General features: G+C 49.2%; 13 protein-coding genes, 3 rRNA genes and 5 pseudogenes. 1 reads left to right on the forward strand and 20 read right to left on the reverse strand.

What is annotated here, in order from left to right; translation table 11 throughout:
* Positions 1-142 precede the first annotated feature (142 nt).
* The 4 genes from rrf to ACTWJ7_RS01720 form a co-directional block, all read right to left on the reverse strand.
* A 5S ribosomal RNA gene (rrf, locus tag ACTWJ7_RS01705) occupies positions 143-259 on the reverse strand.
* A gap of 83 nt (positions 260-342) precedes the next feature.
* Positions 343-3,268 (reverse strand): 23S ribosomal RNA (locus ACTWJ7_RS01710).
* A gap of 357 nt (positions 3,269-3,625) precedes the next feature.
* Positions 3,626-5,175, reverse strand: a 16S ribosomal RNA gene (locus ACTWJ7_RS01715).
* Together the 16S, 23S and 5S rRNA genes form the textbook arrangement of a ribosomal RNA operon.
* 426 nt (positions 5,176-5,601) lie before the next feature.
* Entirely contained in the window at positions 5,602-6,159 is a 558-nt protein-coding gene (locus ACTWJ7_RS01720; RefSeq protein WP_443145079.1) for a hypothetical protein, read from the reverse strand.
* A 77-nt stretch (positions 6,160-6,236) separates the two neighbouring features.
* Here ACTWJ7_RS01720 and ACTWJ7_RS01725 point away from each other — a divergent pair, with 77 nt between their 5' ends.
* Entirely contained in the window at positions 6,237-6,836 is a 600-nt protein-coding gene (locus tag ACTWJ7_RS01725) for a TetR/AcrR family transcriptional regulator (RefSeq protein WP_285080641.1), read from the forward strand.
* Positions 6,837-6,991: 155 nt separating this feature from the next.
* Here the strand turns inward: ACTWJ7_RS01725 and ACTWJ7_RS01730 are convergent.
* The 16 genes and pseudogenes from ACTWJ7_RS01730 to ACTWJ7_RS01805 form a co-directional block, all read right to left on the reverse strand.
* Positions 6,992-8,327: pseudogene (locus ACTWJ7_RS01730) on the reverse strand (TrkH family potassium uptake protein).
* Between the two features lie 188 nt (positions 8,328-8,515).
* Positions 8,516-10,032 (reverse strand): annotated as a pseudogene (gene lysS / locus ACTWJ7_RS01735) (lysine--tRNA ligase).
* A 121-nt stretch (positions 10,033-10,153) separates the two neighbouring features.
* The gene (greA, locus tag ACTWJ7_RS01740; RefSeq protein WP_076292137.1) at positions 10,154-10,630 is read right to left on the reverse strand and encodes a transcription elongation factor GreA; all 477 of its coding nucleotides are present in this window, start codon (positions 10,628-10,630) and stop codon (positions 10,154-10,156) included.
* Positions 10,631-10,874: 244 nt separating this feature from the next.
* Positions 10,875-11,892, reverse strand: a pseudogene (gene dusB / locus ACTWJ7_RS01745) (tRNA dihydrouridine synthase DusB).
* Between the two features lie 135 nt (positions 11,893-12,027).
* The gene (locus tag ACTWJ7_RS01750; protein ID WP_029881414.1) at positions 12,028-12,231 is read right to left on the reverse strand and encodes a helix-turn-helix domain-containing protein; all 204 of its coding nucleotides are present in this window, start codon (positions 12,229-12,231) and stop codon (positions 12,028-12,030) included.
* Complete coding sequence (gene folK, locus ACTWJ7_RS01755) at positions 12,183-12,731, reverse strand: 2-amino-4-hydroxy-6-hydroxymethyldihydropteridine diphosphokinase (protein ID WP_024633743.1); 549 nt, start codon at positions 12,729-12,731, stop codon at positions 12,183-12,185. The genes ACTWJ7_RS01750 and folK overlap by 49 nt, the downstream gene beginning before the upstream one ends.
* A 9-nt stretch (positions 12,732-12,740) precedes the next feature.
* Positions 12,741-13,102 (reverse strand): annotated as a pseudogene (folB, locus tag ACTWJ7_RS01760) (dihydroneopterin aldolase).
* Between the two features lie 102 nt (positions 13,103-13,204).
* Entirely contained in the window at positions 13,205-14,068 is an 864-nt protein-coding gene (folP, locus tag ACTWJ7_RS01765) for a dihydropteroate synthase (RefSeq protein WP_079347475.1), read from the reverse strand.
* Positions 14,065-14,948 (reverse strand): annotated as a pseudogene (locus tag ACTWJ7_RS01770) (aminotransferase class IV). Before ACTWJ7_RS01770 ends, folP begins: the two are co-directional and overlap by 4 nt.
* A 2-nt stretch (positions 14,949-14,950) precedes the next feature.
* Positions 14,951-15,526, reverse strand: a complete 576-nt coding sequence (gene pabA / locus ACTWJ7_RS01775; RefSeq protein WP_079347471.1) for an aminodeoxychorismate/anthranilate synthase component II — start codon at positions 15,524-15,526, stop codon at positions 14,951-14,953.
* 48 nt (positions 15,527-15,574) lie between these two features.
* Complete coding sequence (locus ACTWJ7_RS01780; RefSeq protein WP_079347469.1) at positions 15,575-17,146, reverse strand: anthranilate synthase component I family protein; 1,572 nt, start codon at positions 17,144-17,146, stop codon at positions 15,575-15,577.
* Positions 17,143-17,274 carry a hypothetical protein gene (locus ACTWJ7_RS01785; protein WP_256984815.1) on the reverse strand — a complete coding sequence of 44 codons (132 nt, stop codon included), beginning with the start codon at positions 17,272-17,274 and terminating at the stop codon, positions 17,143-17,145. The genes ACTWJ7_RS01780 and ACTWJ7_RS01785 overlap by 4 nt, the downstream gene beginning before the upstream one ends.
* Positions 17,275-17,286: 12 nt before the next feature.
* Entirely contained in the window at positions 17,287-18,225 is a 939-nt protein-coding gene (gene cysK, locus ACTWJ7_RS01790) for a cysteine synthase A (protein ID WP_024633737.1), read from the reverse strand.
* Between the two features lie 339 nt (positions 18,226-18,564).
* The gene (locus ACTWJ7_RS01795; protein ID WP_301882506.1) at positions 18,565-19,515 is read right to left on the reverse strand and encodes a peptidyl-prolyl cis-trans isomerase; all 951 of its coding nucleotides are present in this window, start codon (positions 19,513-19,515) and stop codon (positions 18,565-18,567) included.
* Positions 19,516-19,539: 24 nt separating this feature from the next.
* Positions 19,540-20,430 (reverse strand): Hsp33 family molecular chaperone HslO, encoded by an 891-nt coding sequence (hslO, locus tag ACTWJ7_RS01800; RefSeq protein ID WP_301882507.1) that lies wholly within the window; start codon positions 20,428-20,430, stop codon positions 19,540-19,542.
* Positions 20,431-20,525: 95 nt separating this feature from the next.
* Positions 20,526-21,296: a type III pantothenate kinase gene (locus ACTWJ7_RS01805; protein WP_024633734.1), complete on the reverse strand. Its 771-nt coding sequence runs from the start codon at positions 21,294-21,296 to the stop codon at positions 20,526-20,528.
* Between the last annotated feature and the right edge of the window lie 5 nt (positions 21,297-21,301).

A 21,301-nucleotide genomic window follows, 5' to 3' on the forward strand; every position in this document is an offset into this window, starting at 1 on the left:
AAAAAGCCACTCCATATGAGTAGCGTTTACCTAGGTTAAACCAGATCGTTAACTGTATCTAAACTAATATTTAATTCTAGTTTTCTTCCTTATAAACAAATAAATAAAAACCACCACCGAATATCATCGGCAGTGGTTCTTTGCTTGGCGGCGTCCTACTCTCCCAGGACCCTGCGGTCCAAGTACCATCGGCGCTAGAGGGCTTAACGGTCGTGTTCGGGATGGGTACGTGTGGAACCCCTCCGCCATCGCCACCAAACGCATAGCTTAGCCTTACATTTCAGAGATCATTCTCTGAAAACTAGATCCGAAACGAAATTCGCAATTTACAACCTGCATATCTTGGATAAGCCCTCGACCGATTAGTACTGGTCAGCTCCATGCATTGCTGCACTTCCACCCCCAGCCTATCTACCTCGTCGTCTTCAAGGGGTCTTACATACTGGGAAATCTCATCTTGAGGGGGGCTTCACGCTTAGATGCTTTCAGCGCTTATCCCTTCCGTACATAGCTACCCAGCGGTGCTCCTGGCGGAACAACTGGTACACCAGCGGTACGTCCATCCCGGTCCTCTCGTACTAAGGACAGCTCCTCTCAAATTTCCTACGCCCACGACAGATAGGGACCGAACTGTCTCACGACGTTCTGAACCCAGCTCGCGTACCGCTTTAATGGGCGAACAGCCCAACCCTTGGGACCTACTTCAGCCCCAGGATGCGATGAGCCGACATCGAGGTGCCAAACCTCCCCGTCGATGTGGACTCTTGGGGGAGATAAGCCTGTTATCCCCAGGGTAGCTTTTATCCGTTGAGCGATGGCCCTTCCATGCGGTACCACCGGATCACTAAGCCCGACTTTCGTCCCTGCTCGACTTGTAGGTCTCGCAGTCAAGCTCCCTTATGCCTTTGCACTCTTCGAATGATTTCCAACCATTCTGAGGGAACCTTTGGGCGCCTCCGTTACTCTTTAGGAGGCGACCGCCCCAGTCAAACTGCCCACCTGACACTGTCCCCGCACCGGATTACGGTACCAGGTTAGAACCTAGATACGATCAGGGTGGTATCCCAACGGTGCCTCCACGCAAGCTGGCGCTCACGTTTCAAAGGCTCCCACCTATCCTGTACAGATCGTACCCAAATTCAATATCAAGCTGCAGTAAAGCTCCATGGGGTCTTTCCGTCTTGTCGCGGGTAACCTGCATCTTCACAGGTATTAAAATTTCACCGGATCTCTCGTTGAGACAGCGCCCAAGTCGTTACGCCATTCGTGCGGGTCAGAATTTACCTGACAAGGAATTTCGCTACCTTAGGACCGTTATAGTTACGGCCGCCGTTTACTGGGGCTTCGGTTCACAGCTTCGGATTGCTCCTAACCGCTCCCCTTAACCTTCCAGCACCGGGCAGGCGTCAGCCCGTATACTTCGCCTTACGGCTTCGCACAGACCTGTGTTTTTGCTAAACAGTCGCTTGGGCCTTTTCACTGCGGCCCCCTCGTGCTATTCACACTACCGGGGCACCCCTTCTCCCGAAGTTACGGGGTCATTTTGCCGAGTTCCTTAACGAGAGTTCTTCCGCGCGCCTTAGAATTCTCTTCTCGCCTACCTGTGTCGGTTTGCGGTACGGGCACCATCACCTGGCTAGAGGCTTTTCTTGGCAGTGTGAGATCATGACCTTCGCTACTGTAATTTTCGCTCCCCATCACAGCCCAGCCTTACGATGTGCGGATTTGCCTACACATCAGCCTCACTGCTTAGACGGACATCCATCAGTCCGCGTCACTACCCTGCTGCGTCCCCCCATTGCTCATAACGGCTTACGGTGGTACAGGAATTTCGACCTGTTGTCCTTCGACTACGCCTTTCGGCCTCGCCTTAGGTCCCGACTTACCCTGAGCGGACGAGCCTTCCTCAGGAACCCTTAGGCTTTCGGCGGATCAGATTCTCACTGATCTTTTCGTTACTCATACCGGCATTCTCACTTGTATAATGTCCAGCGCTCCTTACGGTACACCTTCAACCCTTATACAACGCTCCCCTACCCCTGATGCAAAGCATCAAGCCATAGCTTCGGTGGTGTGTTTAGCCCCGTTACATTTTCGGCGCAGAGTCACTCGACCAGTGAGCTATTACGCACTCTTTCAATGGTGGCTGCTTCTAAGCCAACATCCTGGTTGTCTGTGCAACTCCACATCCTTTCCCACTTAACACACACTTGGGGACCTTAGCTGATGGTCTGGGCTGTTTCCCTTTTGACAATGGATCTTAGCACTCACTGTCTGACTCCCGGAAGTAAGTCTATGGCATTCGGAGTTTGACTGAGCTTGGTAACCCTTGCGGGCCCCGCACCCAATCAGTGCTCTACCTCCACGACTCTGTTTTCCGAGGCTAGCCCTAAAGCTATTTCGGGGAGAACCAGCTATCTCCGAGTTCGATTGGAATTTCTCCGCTACCCCCACCTCATCCCCGCATTTTTCAACATGCGTGGGTTCGGGCCTCCAGTGCGTGTTACCGCACCTTCACCCTGGACAGGGGTAGATCACCCGGTTTCGGGTCTACGTCCACGTACTCATTCGCCCTATTCAGACTCGCTTTCGCTGCGGCTCCGGCTCTTCACCTTAACCTTGCACGGGAACGTAACTCGCCGGTTCATTCTACAAAAGGCACGCCATCACCCCTAAAACGGGCTCTGACTTTTTGTAAGCACACGGTTTCAGGTTCTATTTCACTCCCCTTCCGGGGTGCTTTTCACCTTTCCCTCACGGTACTGCTTCACTATCGGTCGCTAGGAAGTATTTAGCCTTGGCAGATGGTCCTGCCGGATTCATACGGGGTTTCACGTGCCCCGCACTACTCGGGATCCGTCTCGGAGGGAACAGACTTTCAGCTACAGGGCTTTTACCTTCTTTGGCGGGCCTTTCCAGACCTCTTCGCTTAACCGGTTCCTTTGTAACTCCATGTGAGACGTCCCACAACCCCAGAGAGCAAGCTCTCTGGTTTGGGCTTCTCCGCGTTCGCTCGCCGCTACTGACGGAATCACTATTGTTTTCTCTTCCTCAAGGTACTTAGATGTTTCAGTTCCCTTGGTATGCCTCTGCACAACCTATGTATTCAGTTGTGAGTAACTGGAAATTACCCCAGCTGGGTTTCCCCATTCGGACACCCCCGGATCAAAGCTTGCTTACAGCTCCCCGAGGCAGTTTCGTTGTTCGCCACGTCCTTCATCGGCTCCTAGCGCCTAGGCATCCTCCGTGTGCTCTTAGTAGCTTAACCATAATTGCTCCGGTTTCGACTGCTCGCTTCCCTTGTTTTGCTTACGCAAAGCCAAAAGTCGCTCCCATTCGATACCATCGCAATGCAGTCTTCACTATTTATTGAAACTTGTTTTAACACAAGTTCAGCTAGGATGATTGTTGATCGGTTACTTGAACCGAACAAGCATTCATCCCTAAAAGGAATGTTCTAAATCGCAAATTTTCGTTTCGATATCTAGTTTTCAAAGAACAAGCTCCATGCAAAAGCAAGCTGTTTGAGAGTTTGAGCTCTCAAAACTGAGCAACGAGTGAGTAAGTTTGTGCAGATCTAGTCTGCGATTTGAATGTTTCCGTTACAGGAAACGATTCTCCATAGAAAGGAGGTGATCCAGCCGCACCTTCCGATACGGCTACCTTGTTACGACTTCACCCCAATCATCTATCCCACCTTCGGCGGCTGGCTCCTTGCGGTTACCCCACCGACTTCGGGTGTTATAAACTCTCGTGGTGTGACGGGCGGTGTGTACAAGACCCGGGAACGTATTCACCGCGGCATGCTGATCCGCGATTACTAGCAATTCCGACTTCATGCAGGCGAGTTGCAGCCTGCAATCCGAACTGAGACCGGCTTTTTAGGATTCGTTCCACCTCGCGGTTTCACTGCCCGTTGTACCGGCCATTGTAGTACGTGTGTAGCCCAGGTCATAAGGGGCATGATGATTTGACGTCATCCCCACCTTCCTCCGGTTTGTCACCGGCAGTCACCTTAGAGTGCCCACCCGAAGTGCTGGCAACTAAGATCAAGGGTTGCGCTCGTTGCGGGACTTAACCCAACATCTCACGACACGAGCTGACGACAACCATGCACCACCTGTCTCCTCTGTCCCGAAGGAAAGGTACATCTCTGTACCGGTCAGAGGGATGTCAAGACCTGGTAAGGTTCTTCGCGTTGCTTCGAATTAAACCACATACTCCACTGCTTGTGCGGGTCCCCGTCAATTCCTTTGAGTTTCAGTCTTGCGACCGTACTCCCCAGGCGGAGTGCTTAATGTGTTAACTTCGGCACCAAGGGTATCGAAACCCTTAACACCTAGCACTCATCGTTTACGGCGTGGACTACCAGGGTATCTAATCCTGTTTGCTCCCCACGCTTTCGCGCCTCAGCGTCAGTTACAGCCCAGAGAGTCGCCTTCGCCACTGGTGTTCCTCCACATATCTACGCATTTCACCGCTACACGTGGAATTCCACTCTCCTCTTCTGCACTCAAGTCACCCAGTTTCCAGTGCGATCCGGGGTTGAGCCCGGGATTAAACACCAGACTTAAATGACCGCCTGCGCGCGCTTTACGCCCAATAATTCCGGACAACGCTTGCCCCTACGTATTACCGCGGCTGCTGGCACGTAGTTAGCCGGGGCTTTCTTCTCAGGTACCGTCACCTTGAGAGCAGTTACTCTCCCAAGCGTTCTTCCCTGGCAACAGAGCTTTACGATCCGAAAACCTTCATCACTCACGCGGCATTGCTCCGTCAGGCTTTCGCCCATTGCGGAAGATTCCCTACTGCTGCCTCCCGTAGGAGTCTGGGCCGTGTCTCAGTCCCAGTGTGGCCGATCACCCTCTCAGGTCGGCTACGCATCGTCGCCTTGGTGAGCCGTTACCCCACCAACTAGCTAATGCGCCGCAGGCCCATCCCCAAGTGACAGATTGCTCCGTCTTTCCAGTTTTCTTCAGGAGAAGAAAACAACTATTCGGTATTAGCTACCGTTTCCGGTAGTTGTCCCAAGCTTGAGGGCAGGTTGCCTACGTGTTACTCACCCGTCCGCCGCTAACTATCGGAGAAGCAAGCTTCTCTTCAAGTCCGCTCGACTTGCATGTATTAGGCATGCCGCCAGCGTTCGTCCTGAGCCAGGATCAAACTCTCCAATAAAGTATTGAAAAGAGCGATATGCTCATTTTGAAACTGACGAGATTAAAAATCTCATTTGTGCTTCGAAATCATACGATCCGAAGACGCGTACCGATTTCTCAGCGTCGATCTTGCAAGCAAGATCGTTACTCACTCGTTGTTCAGTTTTCAAAGATCAAACTTGTTTCGTTACTAAGTTTCGTTCAACTCAGCAACTTTTATATCTTATCACATCCGAAACCAACTTTGCAAGCTCTTTTTTTAAGTTTCTTTCGAAGCTTATTCGTTTCGCTTGCCGCACCGTGTTTCTCGTGTTTTCTTGGCCGGAATTAGAATATACCATGTACAGATTCGGAACGCAAGCTTTATTTTCAATAAAGTTTATCATGCAGATCATCCTATCTTCCATGGATGACCCGCGTGATTCCTGCTTAATACAATTCCATGTTACTTCATTTTCTTCACAGGCATCTTCCTCGGCCATAAGCTATAACTGAAACTGATTATAAAATCGATCCCCAATATGATTCCCCATACTCTTATGAGATTAGAGAATGCCGCAGTACGCTCCGCGTCACCAATCCACCAGATCATTGCGAGCAGGAACAAGCTACCTATGCTCCAAGCCAATAGATGTCTAAGCCATCCCACTCTCTCACGACTAGCATGCTCGCTACCGTACACCTTGTTGCTGCGAGGATGTTCTCCACCTTTGAACCAGTACAAGAAGTAACGATCAGCCCATGCAATCATCTGATGACCATAGGCAATACTCACGCCTATATATATTGCTGCAATGCCATGAACCATACTTGCTGTAGCACCCTGTTGAAGATCCATCACCGTCGCAACCATAAGAAGAACATCCACAAGGGGTGTCGCCATTAATAGGGCAATCCCTATACGTTTCATCCCGAGCAGATAACGCACACTCAGCCCTGCAGCGACAAATACCCAGAAAGCAATCTCACATCCAATAATAAAATAGGCAATCAAATAATCCACTCCTTTTATAATACAAACGTATTAAATACAATTTAACACGTTTGTATTATAATAATCAACAATGATATAATCTTTTTATGCCTAAAATAGTTGATCATGACAAACAACGCCAGCTCGTAGCCAAAGCAGCCTGGCGCGTCATCCGCAGAGATGGCATGGAACAAGCCTCCGTTCGAAATATCGCCGTAGAAGCTGGTATTTCAGCCGGTTCTATGCGCCATTACTTCTCAACCCAATCGGAACTACTCCTATACGCAATGAATCTGGTATCCGAACGGGTTTCGAACCGAATCACACAGATGTCCTTTGATGCTTCCCCGTTGGAGAATATGAAGCTTATGTTGTTAGAACTCTTGCCAAATACGGATGAAAAAATGGCCGAAATGGAGGTGTGGTACGCTTTTACAGCCAAATCCAAGACCGAACCCGCTCTTAAAGAGCATGCCGACAAAGTATATGACGAACTCAGACGCGCGATGGCTACAGTTATCACCTACCTCATGGATCTCAATCTCTCCCGAACAGGTCTCGATAAGGAGCTGGAAATTGAACGATTGTACGCTCTGGTGGACGGTTTGGGAATCCATGCGATTCTTCGGCCTGACCAGATGAACAGCAAGATAATGGAGGACATCCTTACCATGCATCTTGCAACGTTATTCCGGGATGCAGAATAATAGATTCGGTCACAAGATTAATACAGCTCTATCCCTCACACAGCAGGGCCGAGTAATTGCTTCTTATGAAACAAAAAAACCGTCAGGCATCAGTTGTGACTAACCTAATGAATCATAATAGGGTTAGTGTCCTAGATGCGTGACGGTTTTTCTTTTTATCCAATAATAATCCGGCCTTCCGGATGGCGATACAGTTTTTTCTCTTTGCGTGGACGAAGCGCGTATGCGATGGTTAGAGGCCCAATCCGTCCTATAAACATCGTGAAGGCGATAATTACTTTTCCCCATACCGTTAATTCATGCGTTACTCCTACCGACAGACCAACTGTCCCAATCGCCGAGGCCGCTTCAAACATAAGTGAAAGGAACGGTACATCCTCTGTCGCAAGTAGTAGCATGACCACAACCATGAATATGATCAAGGAAACCATAATAATCGTCAATGCTCTCATCAGCAGCTCCTTTGGAACACGTTGACGGAAAAACACGATATCTTTATTACCGCGAATCATGGCATACACCGCTCCAATCATGATCAGGAACGTTGTTGTTTTGATTCCGCCCCGGTTGATCCCGGAGATGCCCCAATAAACATCAACAGAATGAAGAAGAACTGGGTAGCCTGCCTCATCTGGGCAATATCAATGGTGCTCGTACCCGACGAACGTGTGGAAACAGACTGGAAGAAGGAGGCGTAGATCTTTTCACTCCAACTGAGAGAAGCCAGTGTGTGCCCATTGGTGAACTCAAATACAAACAGAACAATTGCACCCACACCAATCAGCCCACCTGACACGGACAACACCAATTTGGACTGCAATGATAAACGACGACGCTTGCGGTACTCAAACAAATCATTCAATACCACAAAGCCGAGTCCCCGGATATAACCAGCACGGAAGCTGTTACGTTAAACAACCAGTCTCCCGTATAATGCTGAAAACTATTACCGAACAGATCGAAACCACCATTATTAAATAATGAAACCGAGTGAAAGGCACCATAATACACAGCCTGCCAAAAAGGCATCTCCGTTGCCCAACGTAGGGCCAATATAACAGCAGCCACCCCTTCAATGGTAAACGAAAAGATTAGCACCTTGCGGATAATACGTACGATGCCTTCCATACTGTCAGCGTTGATAGCCTCTTTCAGCAGCAGCCTGTCCTTAAGCGAGATTCGCTTGCCCAATACCAATGCAAACAACGTTGCGATAGTCATGAAGCCAAGTCCACCTAGCTGCATAAGCACCATAATCACGATTTGACCAAACAGGTTGAAGGTTGTCCCTACATCCACGACGACCAGCCCGGTCACGCATGCGGCAGAGGTAGACGTAAACAGCGCATCAATAAACGCCAAATGCCGGCCGCTTTGATTGGAGATGGGAAGCATGAGCAGAATCGTACCGATCGTGATAATAAGCATAAAACCACCAACCAGAATCAGTGGGGGTGATAGGAATTTAGCAATGTGAAGCCTAAACTTCATGAAGGGCACCTCTTTTAACGTAATACAAACAGGTAGGCAAGATGATCTGTCACCATACTTATGGCAGTCATGTGTTTCGACGAATCTATCACTTCGATGCCTATGTAAACCTAAAGAGGAACTTGCCAACAGCATCATACTGAACGGCAGGTTCCTCTTCTATTATGAACGAGTTAAACGTTCCTTATTTAATCCTGTGTACGAGGACGCATGTGCGGGAAGAGCAGTACGTCACGAATGGACGGCGAATTGGTCAACAACATGATCAGACGGTCAATACCGATTCCCAGTCCACCTGTTGGTGGCATACCATATTCGAGCGCACGGATGAAATCATCATCCATTTCGTGTGCTTCGTCATTTCCGTGTTCTTTCTCCAGCAATTGTGCCTCAAAGCGCTGACGCTGATCAATTGGATCATTCAGCTCCGTAAAAGCATTGGCATGCTCACGTCCAACGATAAACAGCTCGAAGCGGTCCGTGAAGCGTGGATCTACATCGCTTTTCTTCGCCAGCGGGGAAATCTCAACCGGATGTCCCATGATAAAGGTTGGCTGAATCAACGTCTCTTCTACAAAATGTTCGAAGAATGCATTCAGAATATGACCAAATGTCATATGCTTTTCAACCGGAACCTTATGTTCTGTCGCCAAACGGTGAGCTTCCTCGTTCGTCATATGCACGGAGAAGTCTACACCTACAACTTCCTTAACTGCATCTACCATCGTTACACGGCGCCATTGTGGCGTAAGATCTACTTGATAATCTGCATATTGGACAACTTGCGTGCCCAGCACTTCCTGTGCGATATGAGCAACCAGATTCTCAGTCAAACGCATAATATCCTGATAATCCGCATATGCCTCATAAAGCTCAATCATCGTGAACTCAGGGTTATGACGTGTCGACATCCCTTCATTACGGTATACACGGCCGATCTCGTATACTTTCTCCAGACCGCCTACAATCAGACGTTTCAAGTGAAGCTCGATCGCAATCCGCATGTACAATTCCATATCAAGCGCATTGTGATGCGTAATGAATGGTCGCGCAGCGGCTCCACCAGCGATGGTGTGCAGCGTCGGAGTTTCCACTTCCAGATAGCCTAGGGAATCCAGGTAACGGCGCATCGACTGAATGATTTTGGAACGAGTAACAAAGGTCTGTTGCACTTCGCGATTCATAATCAGGTCAACATAGCGCTGGCGGTAACGCAGCTCTACATCCGCTAGTCCATGATATTTATCCGGAAGTGGGTAAAGTGACTTGGACAATACTTCGAGATTTTGCACTTTAACCGAAGTTTCACCTGTCTTGGTTTTGAAGATTACCCCAGAAACACCTACAATATCCCCAGATCGAGCAGGCTGAACGCGGCGTATTTGTCTTCCGGCACAGTATCCTGACGAACATAGATCTGGATTCTGCCGCTCAGGTCCTGAATATGTGCAAAGCTCGCTTTACCCATTCCCCGCTTCGCCATAATCCGTCCGGCAATACTGACTTCGATGTGCTTCTCTTCCAGCTCTTCCTTAGTCAGTTCTTCATACTTCTTCAGAATGGAGCCGGCTTCTTCCGTACGTACGTATTTTTGGCCAAAAGGGTCGATCCCCAATTTGCGGAGCTCGTCCAATTTGTCGCGGCGAATTTGTAAAAGCTCACTTAGTTCGGTTTCGGTTTCCTGATTCAAGACTTCATCCGTCATGATCTATATTCATCTCCTTATTTACATTGCAGGCATCTTCCGAGGTATTCTGCCTCAAATGTTGAAAAAAGCTTCCCTAAGGAAGCTTTTGTCTCCGTACCCGACTGCTTCATTGCTTATATTACTTTTTGATGTCTACAATTTTATATTGAATTACGCCAGCAGGCACACTCACATCAACAACCGTACCTTTTTTCTTACCCAGGATGGCTTTGCCAACAGGGCTTTCGTTCGATATTTTGTTCTGCAGCGGATTGGATTCCGCAGTACCTACGATTGTATATTCCGTGATATCACCGAATTCCAAATCTTCTACAGTAACTGTTGCACCCACGCTTACGGCTTCGGTATCGATCTCGTCGCTGTTGATAATCCGTGCGTTCCGGAGCAATTTCTCCAAAGTAATAACGCGGCCTTCAATAAAAGCCTGTTCGTTCTTTGCGTCTTCGTATTCGGAGTTCTCACTAATATCTCCATACCCGATGGCTACCTTAATCCGTTCAGCCACTTCGCGGCGCTTCACTGATTTCAGCATTTCCAGTTCTTCTTCAAGCTTCTTAAGTCCCTCTGGTGTAAGGATAACTTCCTTATCGCTCATCTCAACCGATTCTCCTGTCATGGGAATAATTTGATTGCACGGCAACGGAACCAGTGCTGTTTACAGAGCTCCGCCCGCATACATCTTCAAAACTATATGAAGTTCTCCGGAGAAACAGAACGTTCCTCCTGATGCACTAGCCTTATGACGCACATGGCGAATTTATACTGTGAAATTATAGGGTAACGGTCTCGAAAAGTCAATGTTACACCCCCTACGGCTGTAAACGTTTTACAGCAGAAGATCAGGATGCATTTTCAGCTACTGCCGGTTCTGACTCCAGATTCCCTTCCATATGCAGCTGACCTACAAAGTTCTCCAGAATGTGCACCATCTCATCACGTTTGGTTTCTTCCATAATAACGTCCTTGATGCGCGCAGATCCTTTCAGACCTTTCAGATACCAAGCCAGGTGTTTACGCATCTCGCGCACAGCAACAGCCTCACCCTTCAATGCAATCAGGCGGTCCATATGCAAAATGGCAACGCGAATCTTCTCTTCCCATTCGGGTCAGGAAGCAATTCGCCGGAATTCAAGTATTGAATGGTGCGATACAGCATCCATGGGTTACCCAGAGCGGCACGACCGATCATAACTCCGTCACAACCCGTTTCATCCAGCATACGACGGGCATCTTCCGGTGAAGATACATCTCCGTTCCCGATAACCGGGATGGAGACAGCCTCTTTGACATTTTTGATGTGCGACCAGTCCGCTGTACCTGTGTAGAGCTGCTCACGTGTACGGCCGTGCACACTTACCGCCTGTCCGCCAGCGCGTTCAACCGCAAGTGCATTCTCAACCACGTAGATATGCTCGTTATCCCAGCCGATCCGCATCTTGACTGTAACGGGCTTATCTACCGCGTCCACTACAGCCGATACCATCTCATAAATTTTGTTCGGATCAAGCAACCACCGTGCACCTGCATCACAGCTCGTCACTTTTGGCACTGGGCATCCCATGTTGATGTCAATGATGTCAGCATTGGTTTCTTTGTCCACAATTTTGGCTGCTTCTACGAGGGCTTCACGATCTCCCCCCAAATTTGCAGGCTCAGCGGTTTCTCCCGCTCATCTACAAACAACATCTCACGTGTCCGCTTGTTACCATGCACGATGGCTTTTCCACTCACCATCTCCGCACATACGAGGCCTGTTCCGAATTCTTTTGCAATTAGACGAAAAGCCGGATTACACACGCCAGCCATCGGCGCAAGTACGACCTGGTTTTTCATTTCAATGTCACCAATTTTAAGCACGGTAGTCGTTCCACTCCTTTTTAAATCTGACTTTTGCATGAATCCTGGTTGTGTTTAGCTTTTTAATGCTTCTTGCTGTATAAAGTATAAAATCAACGAATGATGACAATGTTTTCTTGTTAATAAAAAACGGCGCTAGCTTCCCTGTAATTCCTCAATGCTAATAGACAGTACCCCTGCAATAAGATTGAGCTCCCGTTCTGCTACTTTACGGTTGCCTCGCTCAATCATACCCAGAATGGCCAGCGATATGCCCGTCTCGGCAGCAAGCTCCTGTTGTGTTAAACCTTTCAGCTTCCGGAAAGCCCGGATTCGATTGGCCAATTGCACGTTTTCCAAAGCTGTATTCCATCCTTTCCATCCAGTACAGACAACGATGATTGTACAAAGGTATACAAACCTGAATGCTCATCTTCGGTTACGATGTCAGCCAGCGGCACCAATACAAATGCCCGTTCACCCATCCGTGGATGCGGCAATTGCAGCCGTTCGGTATCACTCGTCTCTCCATCCATCCAAAGCAGATCCAAATCGACTGTACGAGGGCCCCAACGGATATCACGAACCCGTCCAAGCCGTGTTTCAATATCCAGCAGTTCCGTGAGCAGCTGCTCCGGCAAAAGTGTAGTCTGTACCGCTGTTGCCATATTCAGAAATGCTGGCTGGTCCACATAACCTACCGGTTCCGTCTCATACAGCGCAGAACAGCGCAGGACGGATATATGAGGATGTGCATCCAGCAACGTTAACGCCTCAAGCAGCGTCTGTTCCCGGTCACCCAAATTAGCCCCTAAAGCAATATAAGCCTCTGAAGATTCAGAGGTCGAATGTGCAATCATGATCGGTTCTCACTTTCTTGTGCGGCGAAGCTCTACAGTTACGCCCCCAAAATGAATATCGAACGGCGGATGCGGCTTCGTCACCTTGACTGTCAATGCATTGATAATAGTATAAGTGTCTAGTAAAGAAGATGCAATATGTTCGCCCAAAGCTTCAATTAACTGGAATGATTTATGTTCAACGATCTGTTTCACCAGCTCATGGATTTCTGCATAATTGATGGTTTTGGTCAAATCATCGTTACGCCCAGCCTCACCCAGATCCATATCGATCTCCAGATCAATATAATAACGCGCCCCAGCTTCCGTTCCTCGGCAAATACGCCGTGATATCCGTAATACTCCATTCGATGCAATACCATTCGATCCATAAGTTCCGCCTGCCCTCTATATATAATGAAATCATGGTTGGATATTCGTTTCCATTGCAAAACGCTGCGCTTCTACTGGACGGGTCACCGGACCCTTCAGCATCATTTCCTCCGCAAGCCTGGAGATGCATACAGCATGGCATCACACATGTCCACTGTGCGCCGCATCGGCTTCACATCATGAACCCGAACCATCTGGCAGCCTTGCGCTATGCCAAAGGCAACCGTAGCAGCTGTACCTTCCAGCGCATCATTCGCCTGCACTTGTAAGGTGTTCTGAATGAACCTTTTACGCGAGGTTGCCAGCAGAACGGGATACCCCATCTCATTGAGCAACCCAAGCGATGACATGAGCGTTAGATTTTCGTTCAGATCTTTCACAAATCCAATGCCCGGGTCCAAAATAATCTGGTCGGGATGTACTCCAGCCTCCAGCGCAATCTGTACACTCTCCTGAAGATCGCCGACCACATCATTCAAATAATTCGTATAGTCTCGTTCTTGCCGATTGTGCATCAGGATCAAAGGGCATCCCAGTTCTGCCGCAGTGCGTGCCATCTTAGGGTCAGCCTTGGCACCCCACACATCATTGATGATGTGCGCTCCAGCCTGAACGGCCTGACGAGCTACTTCTGCTTTATAGGTGTCTACCGATATTGGGATATGTGGAGCCTGCTCCCGCAACGCTTCGATGACCGGTATGATCCGACTGAGCTCTTCTTCGGCGCCAACGACCTCTGAGCCTGGACGCGTGGACTCTCCTCCGATATCAATGAGATCCGCTCCGTCCTCCATCATCTGTATGGCGTGAGTTACCGCTCGCTCCACATTGGTATAACGTCCTCCATCCGAGAAGGAGTCCGGTGTGACATTCAGAATGCCCATAATAAGTGTCCGTGTACCAAGTTTCAGCTCTGCTGGTCCCCACGCATAGTTCCGTTCATAGATGACTGGTGTAAGTGTCATGAAGTATACCCCGCTTTCTGCCGGTACATACCCAGAAGCGCTTCTGTAACCGGGCCTATATGTCCGCTGCTGATTACCGTTTCTGTACCATCCTGATCCCGCAACGTTGTAACCGGAACGAGTTCAGCAACAGATCCTGTCAAAAAGATTTCATCTGCCTGCAGCAGTTCCCCCAAGGGAACAAGCCTTCCTGGCAAAGCATTCCTTGCTGAGCTGCAAGCTCTAGTACAACGGCTCTGGTGATTCCCGGCAAAATGCCAGTCGCAAGTGCTGGCGTGTAGAGTACGCCCTGTCTCACCCAGAACACGTTGCTGACAATCCCCTCAGCTACATGGCCATCTCGGGTTAATTGCAGCCCTTCCGCATTTTGCACATGCTGTCCGTATCCGTTCAGTTCACGTTTTGCCATAATACTGTTCATGTAATGCAGCGATTTGAACCGCACTTCTCCTTCAGGCGTGTTACGAGGCGTCAACAGACGTTGAAGCATTTTTCCATTTTCGTATAGGGATGGGGAGGGTTCAGGTAGTGCTTTTGCTAATACGATATGATTGGGTTTTACATAATCCCCCAAAGGTAGTCCCAGCGGGGCTTCACCCGCAGATACTGTATAGCGGACATAAGCATCCTGGAGTTCGTTAGCAAGCAACAGGTCACTAATCCAGTCCGTTACCTCCGCTGCTGTTGCTGTGAAAGGAATGCCCAATTCACGGCACCCTGAAGCCATCCGCTCCAAATGACGTTCCAGCAGAAAAGGAACTCCCTGATACGTCCGAAACGTCTCAAACAATCCGAGTCCGTACAAAAAGCCGTGATCCGTCACCGGAACCACGGCTGCCGCCATATTGACCAATTCTCCGTTTATCGCGGCATATTTCATCTCTATACCTTTACCTGCTGAGACAGGAAGTTACGCAGCATTTGATGACCGTGATCCGTAATGATGGATTCTGGATGGAACTGAACACCTTCAATCGCATATTCCTTGTGACGCAAGCCCATAATCTCGCCTTCCGCCGTCTCGGCTGTAATCTCCAGACAGTCTGGCAGACTGCTGCGCTCTACAATCAGAGAGTGATAACGCGTTGCCGTGAAGGGAGATGGCAATCCGGTGAATACGGATGTTCCGTTATGATGCATTTCGGATGTCTTGCCATGCATCATGCGGTCCGCACGAATAACATTGCCTCCGAATGCCTGTCCAATCGCCTGATGTCCCAGACAAACGCCAAAGATCGGAATACTGCCCTTGAAATGATCAATGACCGCCAGACTGATGCCTGCCTCATTCGGCGTACAAGGACCGGGTGAGATCAAAATATGATCAGGCGCCAATGCCTCAATGCCTGCCAGATCAATCTCATCATTGCGGCGAACTTCCACCGTCTCCCCCAGTTCACCCAGATATTGAACCAGGTTGTATGTGAAGGAATCATAATTGTCGATAACCAGTATCATATCTTTGCTCCTCCTATTCTTCCGTCCACACAGGGAACGGTTGCTTAATTATTTTATTTTAACAGCTTCAGCTTCCTCACTGTAATTCACAGCTCTCATCATGGCCCTTGCCTTGTTGCGGCACTCCCTGTATTCCCGATATGGATCAGAATCAATAACAATGCCTGCTCCTGCCTGTACATACCCCATACCGTCCTTAATGGAAAGCGTGCGAATGACGATGTTCAGCTCCATGTTCCCACAGTAATCCATCCACCCGATCGAACCTGTATACGGTCCGCGGCGCACAGGCTCCAGTTCTTCAATGATTTCCATGGTTCGAACTTTGGGGGCACCCGTAATTGTTCCACCGGGGAATGTCGCTGCAATCACATCAAATACAGATAGTCCGTCGGCCAGCGTTCCCTCCACCTGAGACACCAGATGCATGACATGTGAATACTTCTCGATTGTCATCAGTTCCGGCACATGGACCGATCCATAGGCTGCAATTCGTCCGATATCATTCCGCTCCAGATCGACCAGCATAATATGCTCTGCCCGCTCCTTCTCACTGTTCAGCATCTCAGCGGCCATCAACTCATCCTCCGCTTCATCACGCCCTCTTCTCCGTGTGCCTGCGATCGGACGTGCGCTCACCTTGCCATGATCGACTTTGACGAGCAACTCGGGCGAACCGCTCACCAATTGGAATTCAGGACTCCGCAGCATTCCCATGTAGGGAGATGGGTTCACAAGTCGAAGCCACTCATAGATGTGTTCGGGACTGGACTTCAGAAGCTTCTCCTGCCGCAGGGACAAGTTCACCTGAAAGACATCCCCTTGCCGGATATACTCCTGCACGGTGCGTACTGCCTGCTCGAAATCTTCTTGCGGAAAAGAAGTATGCCACCCTTCGGTTTCCCGCTCCGAGTCTACTGTCTGTGGAGTACGATGGATCTGACTGTTGCGATGCTCCAGTGCCTGCTGTTGATCTTCTGCCTGCGCAAATCCCAGAATATGCAGCCAGCGCTGCTGCATGGCTGCTGCTCGCTCTTCTGCTTCCGTGTAAAGTCTGCGTAGATCGGCCTCCGTCTGATTTGGCTGCACAGGCATGTGCACCATACAGAACAAGGCCTGCTGCTCATGATCATATGCCCACACTTCTTCAAAACGCATCCACCAATAATCTGGAAGAGCCGGATTATCTTCAGCCAAGGTCGGCAGCTTCTCGAGGGATCTGGCTACGTCATAACTTAGATACCCTGCACAACCACCGCCAAAATCTGGAGCCCCGCTCACCTTTGGTGCGCTGTATGGCGCAGCCCATCTTTTTAATACTTCAAGAGGCTTACCGTTGTCTGTCGACGTGGATCCCTCTTTCAGATCGTGAATAACAGCTTCATTTCCTTTGCCGGAAATAACGGATACAGGGTGTAATCCAAGGAAGGTGTACCTGCCCCCCTTGCCGTTCTCCAGCACCATTGCATAAGGGGATGCCTGCTGCCAGGCCCCTTCCCACGTTAACGGTAAACCGCCATGATACGGCCCCTTATCCGACTTGATCATGTAAGGCATCATGGTCCAGCCTTGTCCTGCCCATTCGGTCCAGTCGGCGTATGTTGTCATCAGGTGTGTCATTGCGGTTTGCCGCCTCCATCTGTCGCTAGTTCTATTGTCTGATAGTATACTAAAGCACCGCTGCTTTTAAAAGCATTCAGCAAAAAATCCTCCACACCCGGCATGCGGGCAAGGAGGATTTGTTTCATCTCTTGTTAATCTTAAGATTCGAAGTTGTAAAGTGGTGTGCTCAGGTAACGTTCGCCGTTACTTGGTACGATTACCACAACACGTTTGCCTGCACCCAGCTGTTTAGCCACTTGCAGACCTGCACGAATGGCTGCACCGGAAGAAATACCGGACAGGATACCCTCTTCCTTCGCTACCTGACGAGCAGTCTCGAATGCATCATCATTTTCAATGTGAATGATTTCGTCATAGATTTCCTGATCCAGAATCTCAGGGATAAAGTTGGCACCAATCCCCTGGATTTTGTGAGGACCTGGTTTACCGCCTGCCAAGATTGGGGAAGCTGCTGGTTCAACGGCAACAATTTTAATCTCAGGGAAGGCTTCTTTCAACACTTCACCTGTACCTGTAATCGTTCCGCCTGTACCGATTCCTGCGATGAAAGCATCCAACGTACCGCCTACAGATTGAATTGCTTCAACAATCTCAGGGCCAGTCGTTTCACGGTGAATTTTCACGTTGGCTTTATTTTTAAATTGCTCAGCCATGAAATAGGATGGATTTTCCTTAAGCAATTCCTCTGCTTTTTTAACTGCACCATTCATACCTTCGGCTCCCGGTGTGAGCACAAGCTCAGCTCCGTAGGCGCGAAGCAGGTTACGACGCTCCATGCTCATCGTTTCCGGCATAACAATAACAGACTTGTAGCCTTTGGCTGCAGCCACCATAGCCAGTCCGATTCCGGTGTTACCACTTGTTGCTTCGATGATGGTATCACCTGGTTTCAGCTTGCCTTCTTTTTCCGCTTCTTCCACGATGCTAATCGCGATACGGTCTTTTACGCTTGAACCTGGATTCTGGTATTCCAATTTCACGAACACTTCAGCACTGCCTTCAGGTACAATACGGTTCAGACGAACAAGCGGAGTACCTCCGATAAGTTCTGTTACGTTATTAACTACTTTAGCCATATGAATGCCCTCCTTAGTGGGATGAATATTACTTAAGTCCTGTTGCCATATACATGTGCGGCCGAGCAGCCTCTAGATGTTATAAAAGAACTACGGAAATCCCTTAATGGGTCCATTCCGTCTACAACAAACCGGACAGGGCCTGAGGTTTCCGAAGATTTCTTTGTTCATATAAATCGTTTTATTCCGAGTAAACGAGTAGGTATTTGATTATTTTTATCTTATCAACGTTATACCCTATTGTCAATATGAGTACTCAAAAAAATACTCTGCCCTGGGCCCTAAGGCCGTAGACAGAGTATTTTTATCACGATGCAGCAATATGTGTGCTTGCAGGATTCAGGATGCCGGAATCTCAGCGATGACGACAGCTTCATACTTGTTGCGCAGCCTTTCCTCCACCTGGGGCAGCGGATCAGCCTGGCTCAGAGCCAGCTGCATCCGAATCTCTTCGCGGACCTCTTCTGCGGGTTGCACCTGACGCTCTTGTTTGTCGTTCACTCTAATGATGGCGTAGCCCTCTTCTACCTTCACTGGTCCTGCAATATCGCCAACGTCCAGTTGAGCGGCAAGTTTGAGAATTTCTTCGGACTGGAACGGATCATTCTGCTCAATCCAGCCCAGCCGCCCGCCCGCATCGCTAGAATAGCTGTCCGTCGATTCACTGCGTGCAGTTTCTTCAAAGTCTGCTCCCTTGTCGAGCTCATCCAGTACCGATTCTGCTTGTTCCTCTTCCTTCAACACAATGATAGACAGATCGTATTTCTCCGGTGAAACATAGTCTTCATGGTGTTCGTTCCAATAACGCTCGATATCTGCATCCTTGATCTGGATACCGCTTGTGGCAATTTTCTCAAGCAGAAGTCGGTATCCCGCTTCCAACTCAAGATCCTGCCTGGGTAAACCGAGCTGGGACTGCATTTCGTCAAAATAAGCCTTCTCCGAGTCATATCCATCCATAGCCACAGCAATTTCTTTCGCAATTTCCTTGGGACTTACCGTCAGATTACGGTCCACCGCTTCTGCATAGACAGCTTTGCGGTTTAGCATCTGGAGCAGCAATTCACTGCCATAACGCCGTTTCAAGGCTTCAGTCCATTCCTTGTCCGTGATGACCTCGCCATTAATTGTTGCTACAGCACTTCCATCTTCCTGATTGGCATCCTGAGGGGAATCTGCCCCATCACGTCCAGTCCGCAACCCTTGCACAATCATAACCGAACCCATCACCAGCATTCCAAGCGTCAAGACAATTACAGCCGTCCATAACCCTTTTTCCTGTCTTGTCATTCCGCGTCCCGTCCCCGCATAGAATCAGTTCTTGGCTTGCTCTAGAATGGTCTCAAGTTGTTCCTTGTTAAAATCGTAAGCTTCGTTACAGAATTGGCAGACCACTTCAGCCTGGCCTTCTTCCTCAATCAATTGTTCCATTTCCGATTGACCCAGACTGATCAACGTTTTCTCTACCCGCTCACGTGAACACTCACAGTGGAAATGAATATCCATTTCGTCCATGATCTGTACATCCGGCAGTACGCGGCGAAGTAACTCTTCAAGTCCATGACCCTCATCCAGCAGCGATGTTACCTGCGGCATCGTACCGATGGCCTTTTCAATCACGGTAATCTCATCATCCATCAAACCTGGCAGCAGCTGAACAATGAATCCACCGGCTACTTTCACCGAATTGTCGGTATCCACCAGTACGCCAACACCTACGGCAGAAGGAGTCTGCTCCGATTTGGCAAAATAGTACGTAAAGTCTTCACCAAGTTCTCCCGAAATAATCGGTACACTGCCGCGATAAGGCTCTTTCAGCCCCAGATCTTTGGTTACGTTCACGAATCCTTCTGTTCCGACCGCGCCAGCAACGTCCAGTTTGCCCATACTATTGCTCGGCAGATGGACATGCGGATTGCTTACATAGCCACGTACTTCACCCTTCGCATTAGCATCGGCAACAACCTGTCCAATAGGACCATCGCCTTTGACCTGAATAGTCAGCTTCTCTTCTCCCTTAAGCATAGCACCCATAATGGCTGCTGCTGTAACCGTACGCCCCATAGCAGCTGTAGCCGTGGGAAACGTATCATGTCTTCTGCGCAGTTCCTCAACCAGTTCCGTCGTCTGCACAGCAAAGGCTCTAACTCGTCCATTCATTGCTGTACCGCGAATTAACCGGTCTTGCTTGTTGTTGTTTTCCAAGTCATTCAGCCTCCTTTGGCGTAATTGCCAGTTATAGAAAAAACGGCATAACATATACGACTGTAACCCCAGCCCGCTGTTTGCCGTCTCTGTTCTTACCTTTCCCGGTTCCGCTCATAAACGATACGCAGCCCTTCAAGCGTAAGCAGCGGATCCACTTCATCGATGCTGCGTGTTTCTTCTGCAATCAGCTTGGCAAGGCCTCCGGTTGCAATGACTCTGGGTTTGGCTCCCATTTCCTCGCGAATACGCTCCACAATGCCGTCCACCTGACCTGCATAACCATAAATAATGCCGGCCTGCATGGCATGAATGGTGTTGCGACCAATAACTTTCTTGGGCTTCTCCAGTTCAATGCGAGGCAGTTTGGATGCTCGTTCATAGAGCGCTTCGGTTGCGATATGGATGCCGGGTACGATAGCCCCGCCCAGATAATTTCCTTTCTCGTCAATACAGTCAAATGTAGTCGCTGTACCGAAATCGACCACAACGAGAGGGCCACCATACTTCTCAACGGCTGCTACTGCATTAACAATGCGATCCGCGCCAACTTCACGCGGATTCTCATACCGCAGGTTCAGGCCGGTTCTTATACCAGGCCCAACCAGTAACGGTTTTTTGCCTACGTATTTCTCACACATGGCTTCAATCACATTCACCAGTGGCGGAACCACGGATGAGATGATCACACCTTCAATGTCGCGTGTTGAAATACCCGACATATGAAATAAATTATAAATCAATACGCCGTATTCATCCACTGTCGACTGACGGGATGTGCTCAGGCGAAAATGGTGGAGCAACTCCCGGCCCTGATACACGCCGAGTACGATGTTGCTGTTGCCCACGTCTACCACAAGAATCAAAGAGG

The organism is Paenibacillus sp. 1A_MP2 (assembly GCF_052244825.1).
In the GTDB taxonomy this organism is placed as follows: domain Bacteria; phylum Bacillota; class Bacilli; order Paenibacillales; family Paenibacillaceae; genus Paenibacillus; species Paenibacillus vandeheii.

Bases quoted from the DNA above. Each gene is read 5' to 3' on its own strand.
- ACTWJ7_RS01725 (WP_285080641.1), top strand. From the start codon at position 6,237: ATGCCTAAAATAGTTGATCATGACAAACAACGCCAGCTCGTAGCCAAA.
- greA (WP_076292137.1), bottom strand. From the start codon at position 10,630: ATGAGCGATAAGGAAGTTATCCTTACACCAGAGGGACTTAAGAAGCTT.
- folK (WP_024633743.1), bottom strand. From the start codon at position 12,731: ATGATTGCACATTCGACCTCTGAATCTTCAGAGGCTTATATTGCTTTA.
- folP (WP_079347475.1), bottom strand. From the start codon at position 14,068: ATGACACTTACACCAGTCATCTATGAACGGAACTATGCGTGGGGACCA.
- pabA (WP_079347471.1), bottom strand. From the start codon at position 15,526: ATGATACTGGTTATCGACAATTATGATTCCTTCACATACAACCTGGTT.
- ACTWJ7_RS01780 (WP_079347469.1), bottom strand. From the start codon at position 17,146: ATGACACACCTGATGACAACATACGCCGACTGGACCGAATGGGCAGGA.
- ACTWJ7_RS01785 (WP_256984815.1), bottom strand. From the start codon at position 17,274: ATGAAACAAATCCTCCTTGCCCGCATGCCGGGTGTGGAGGATTTTTTG.
- cysK (WP_024633737.1), bottom strand. From the start codon at position 18,225: ATGGCTAAAGTAGTTAATAACGTAACAGAACTTATCGGAGGTACTCCG.
- ACTWJ7_RS01795 (WP_301882506.1), bottom strand. From the start codon at position 19,515: ATGACAAGACAGGAAAAAGGGTTATGGACGGCTGTAATTGTCTTGACG.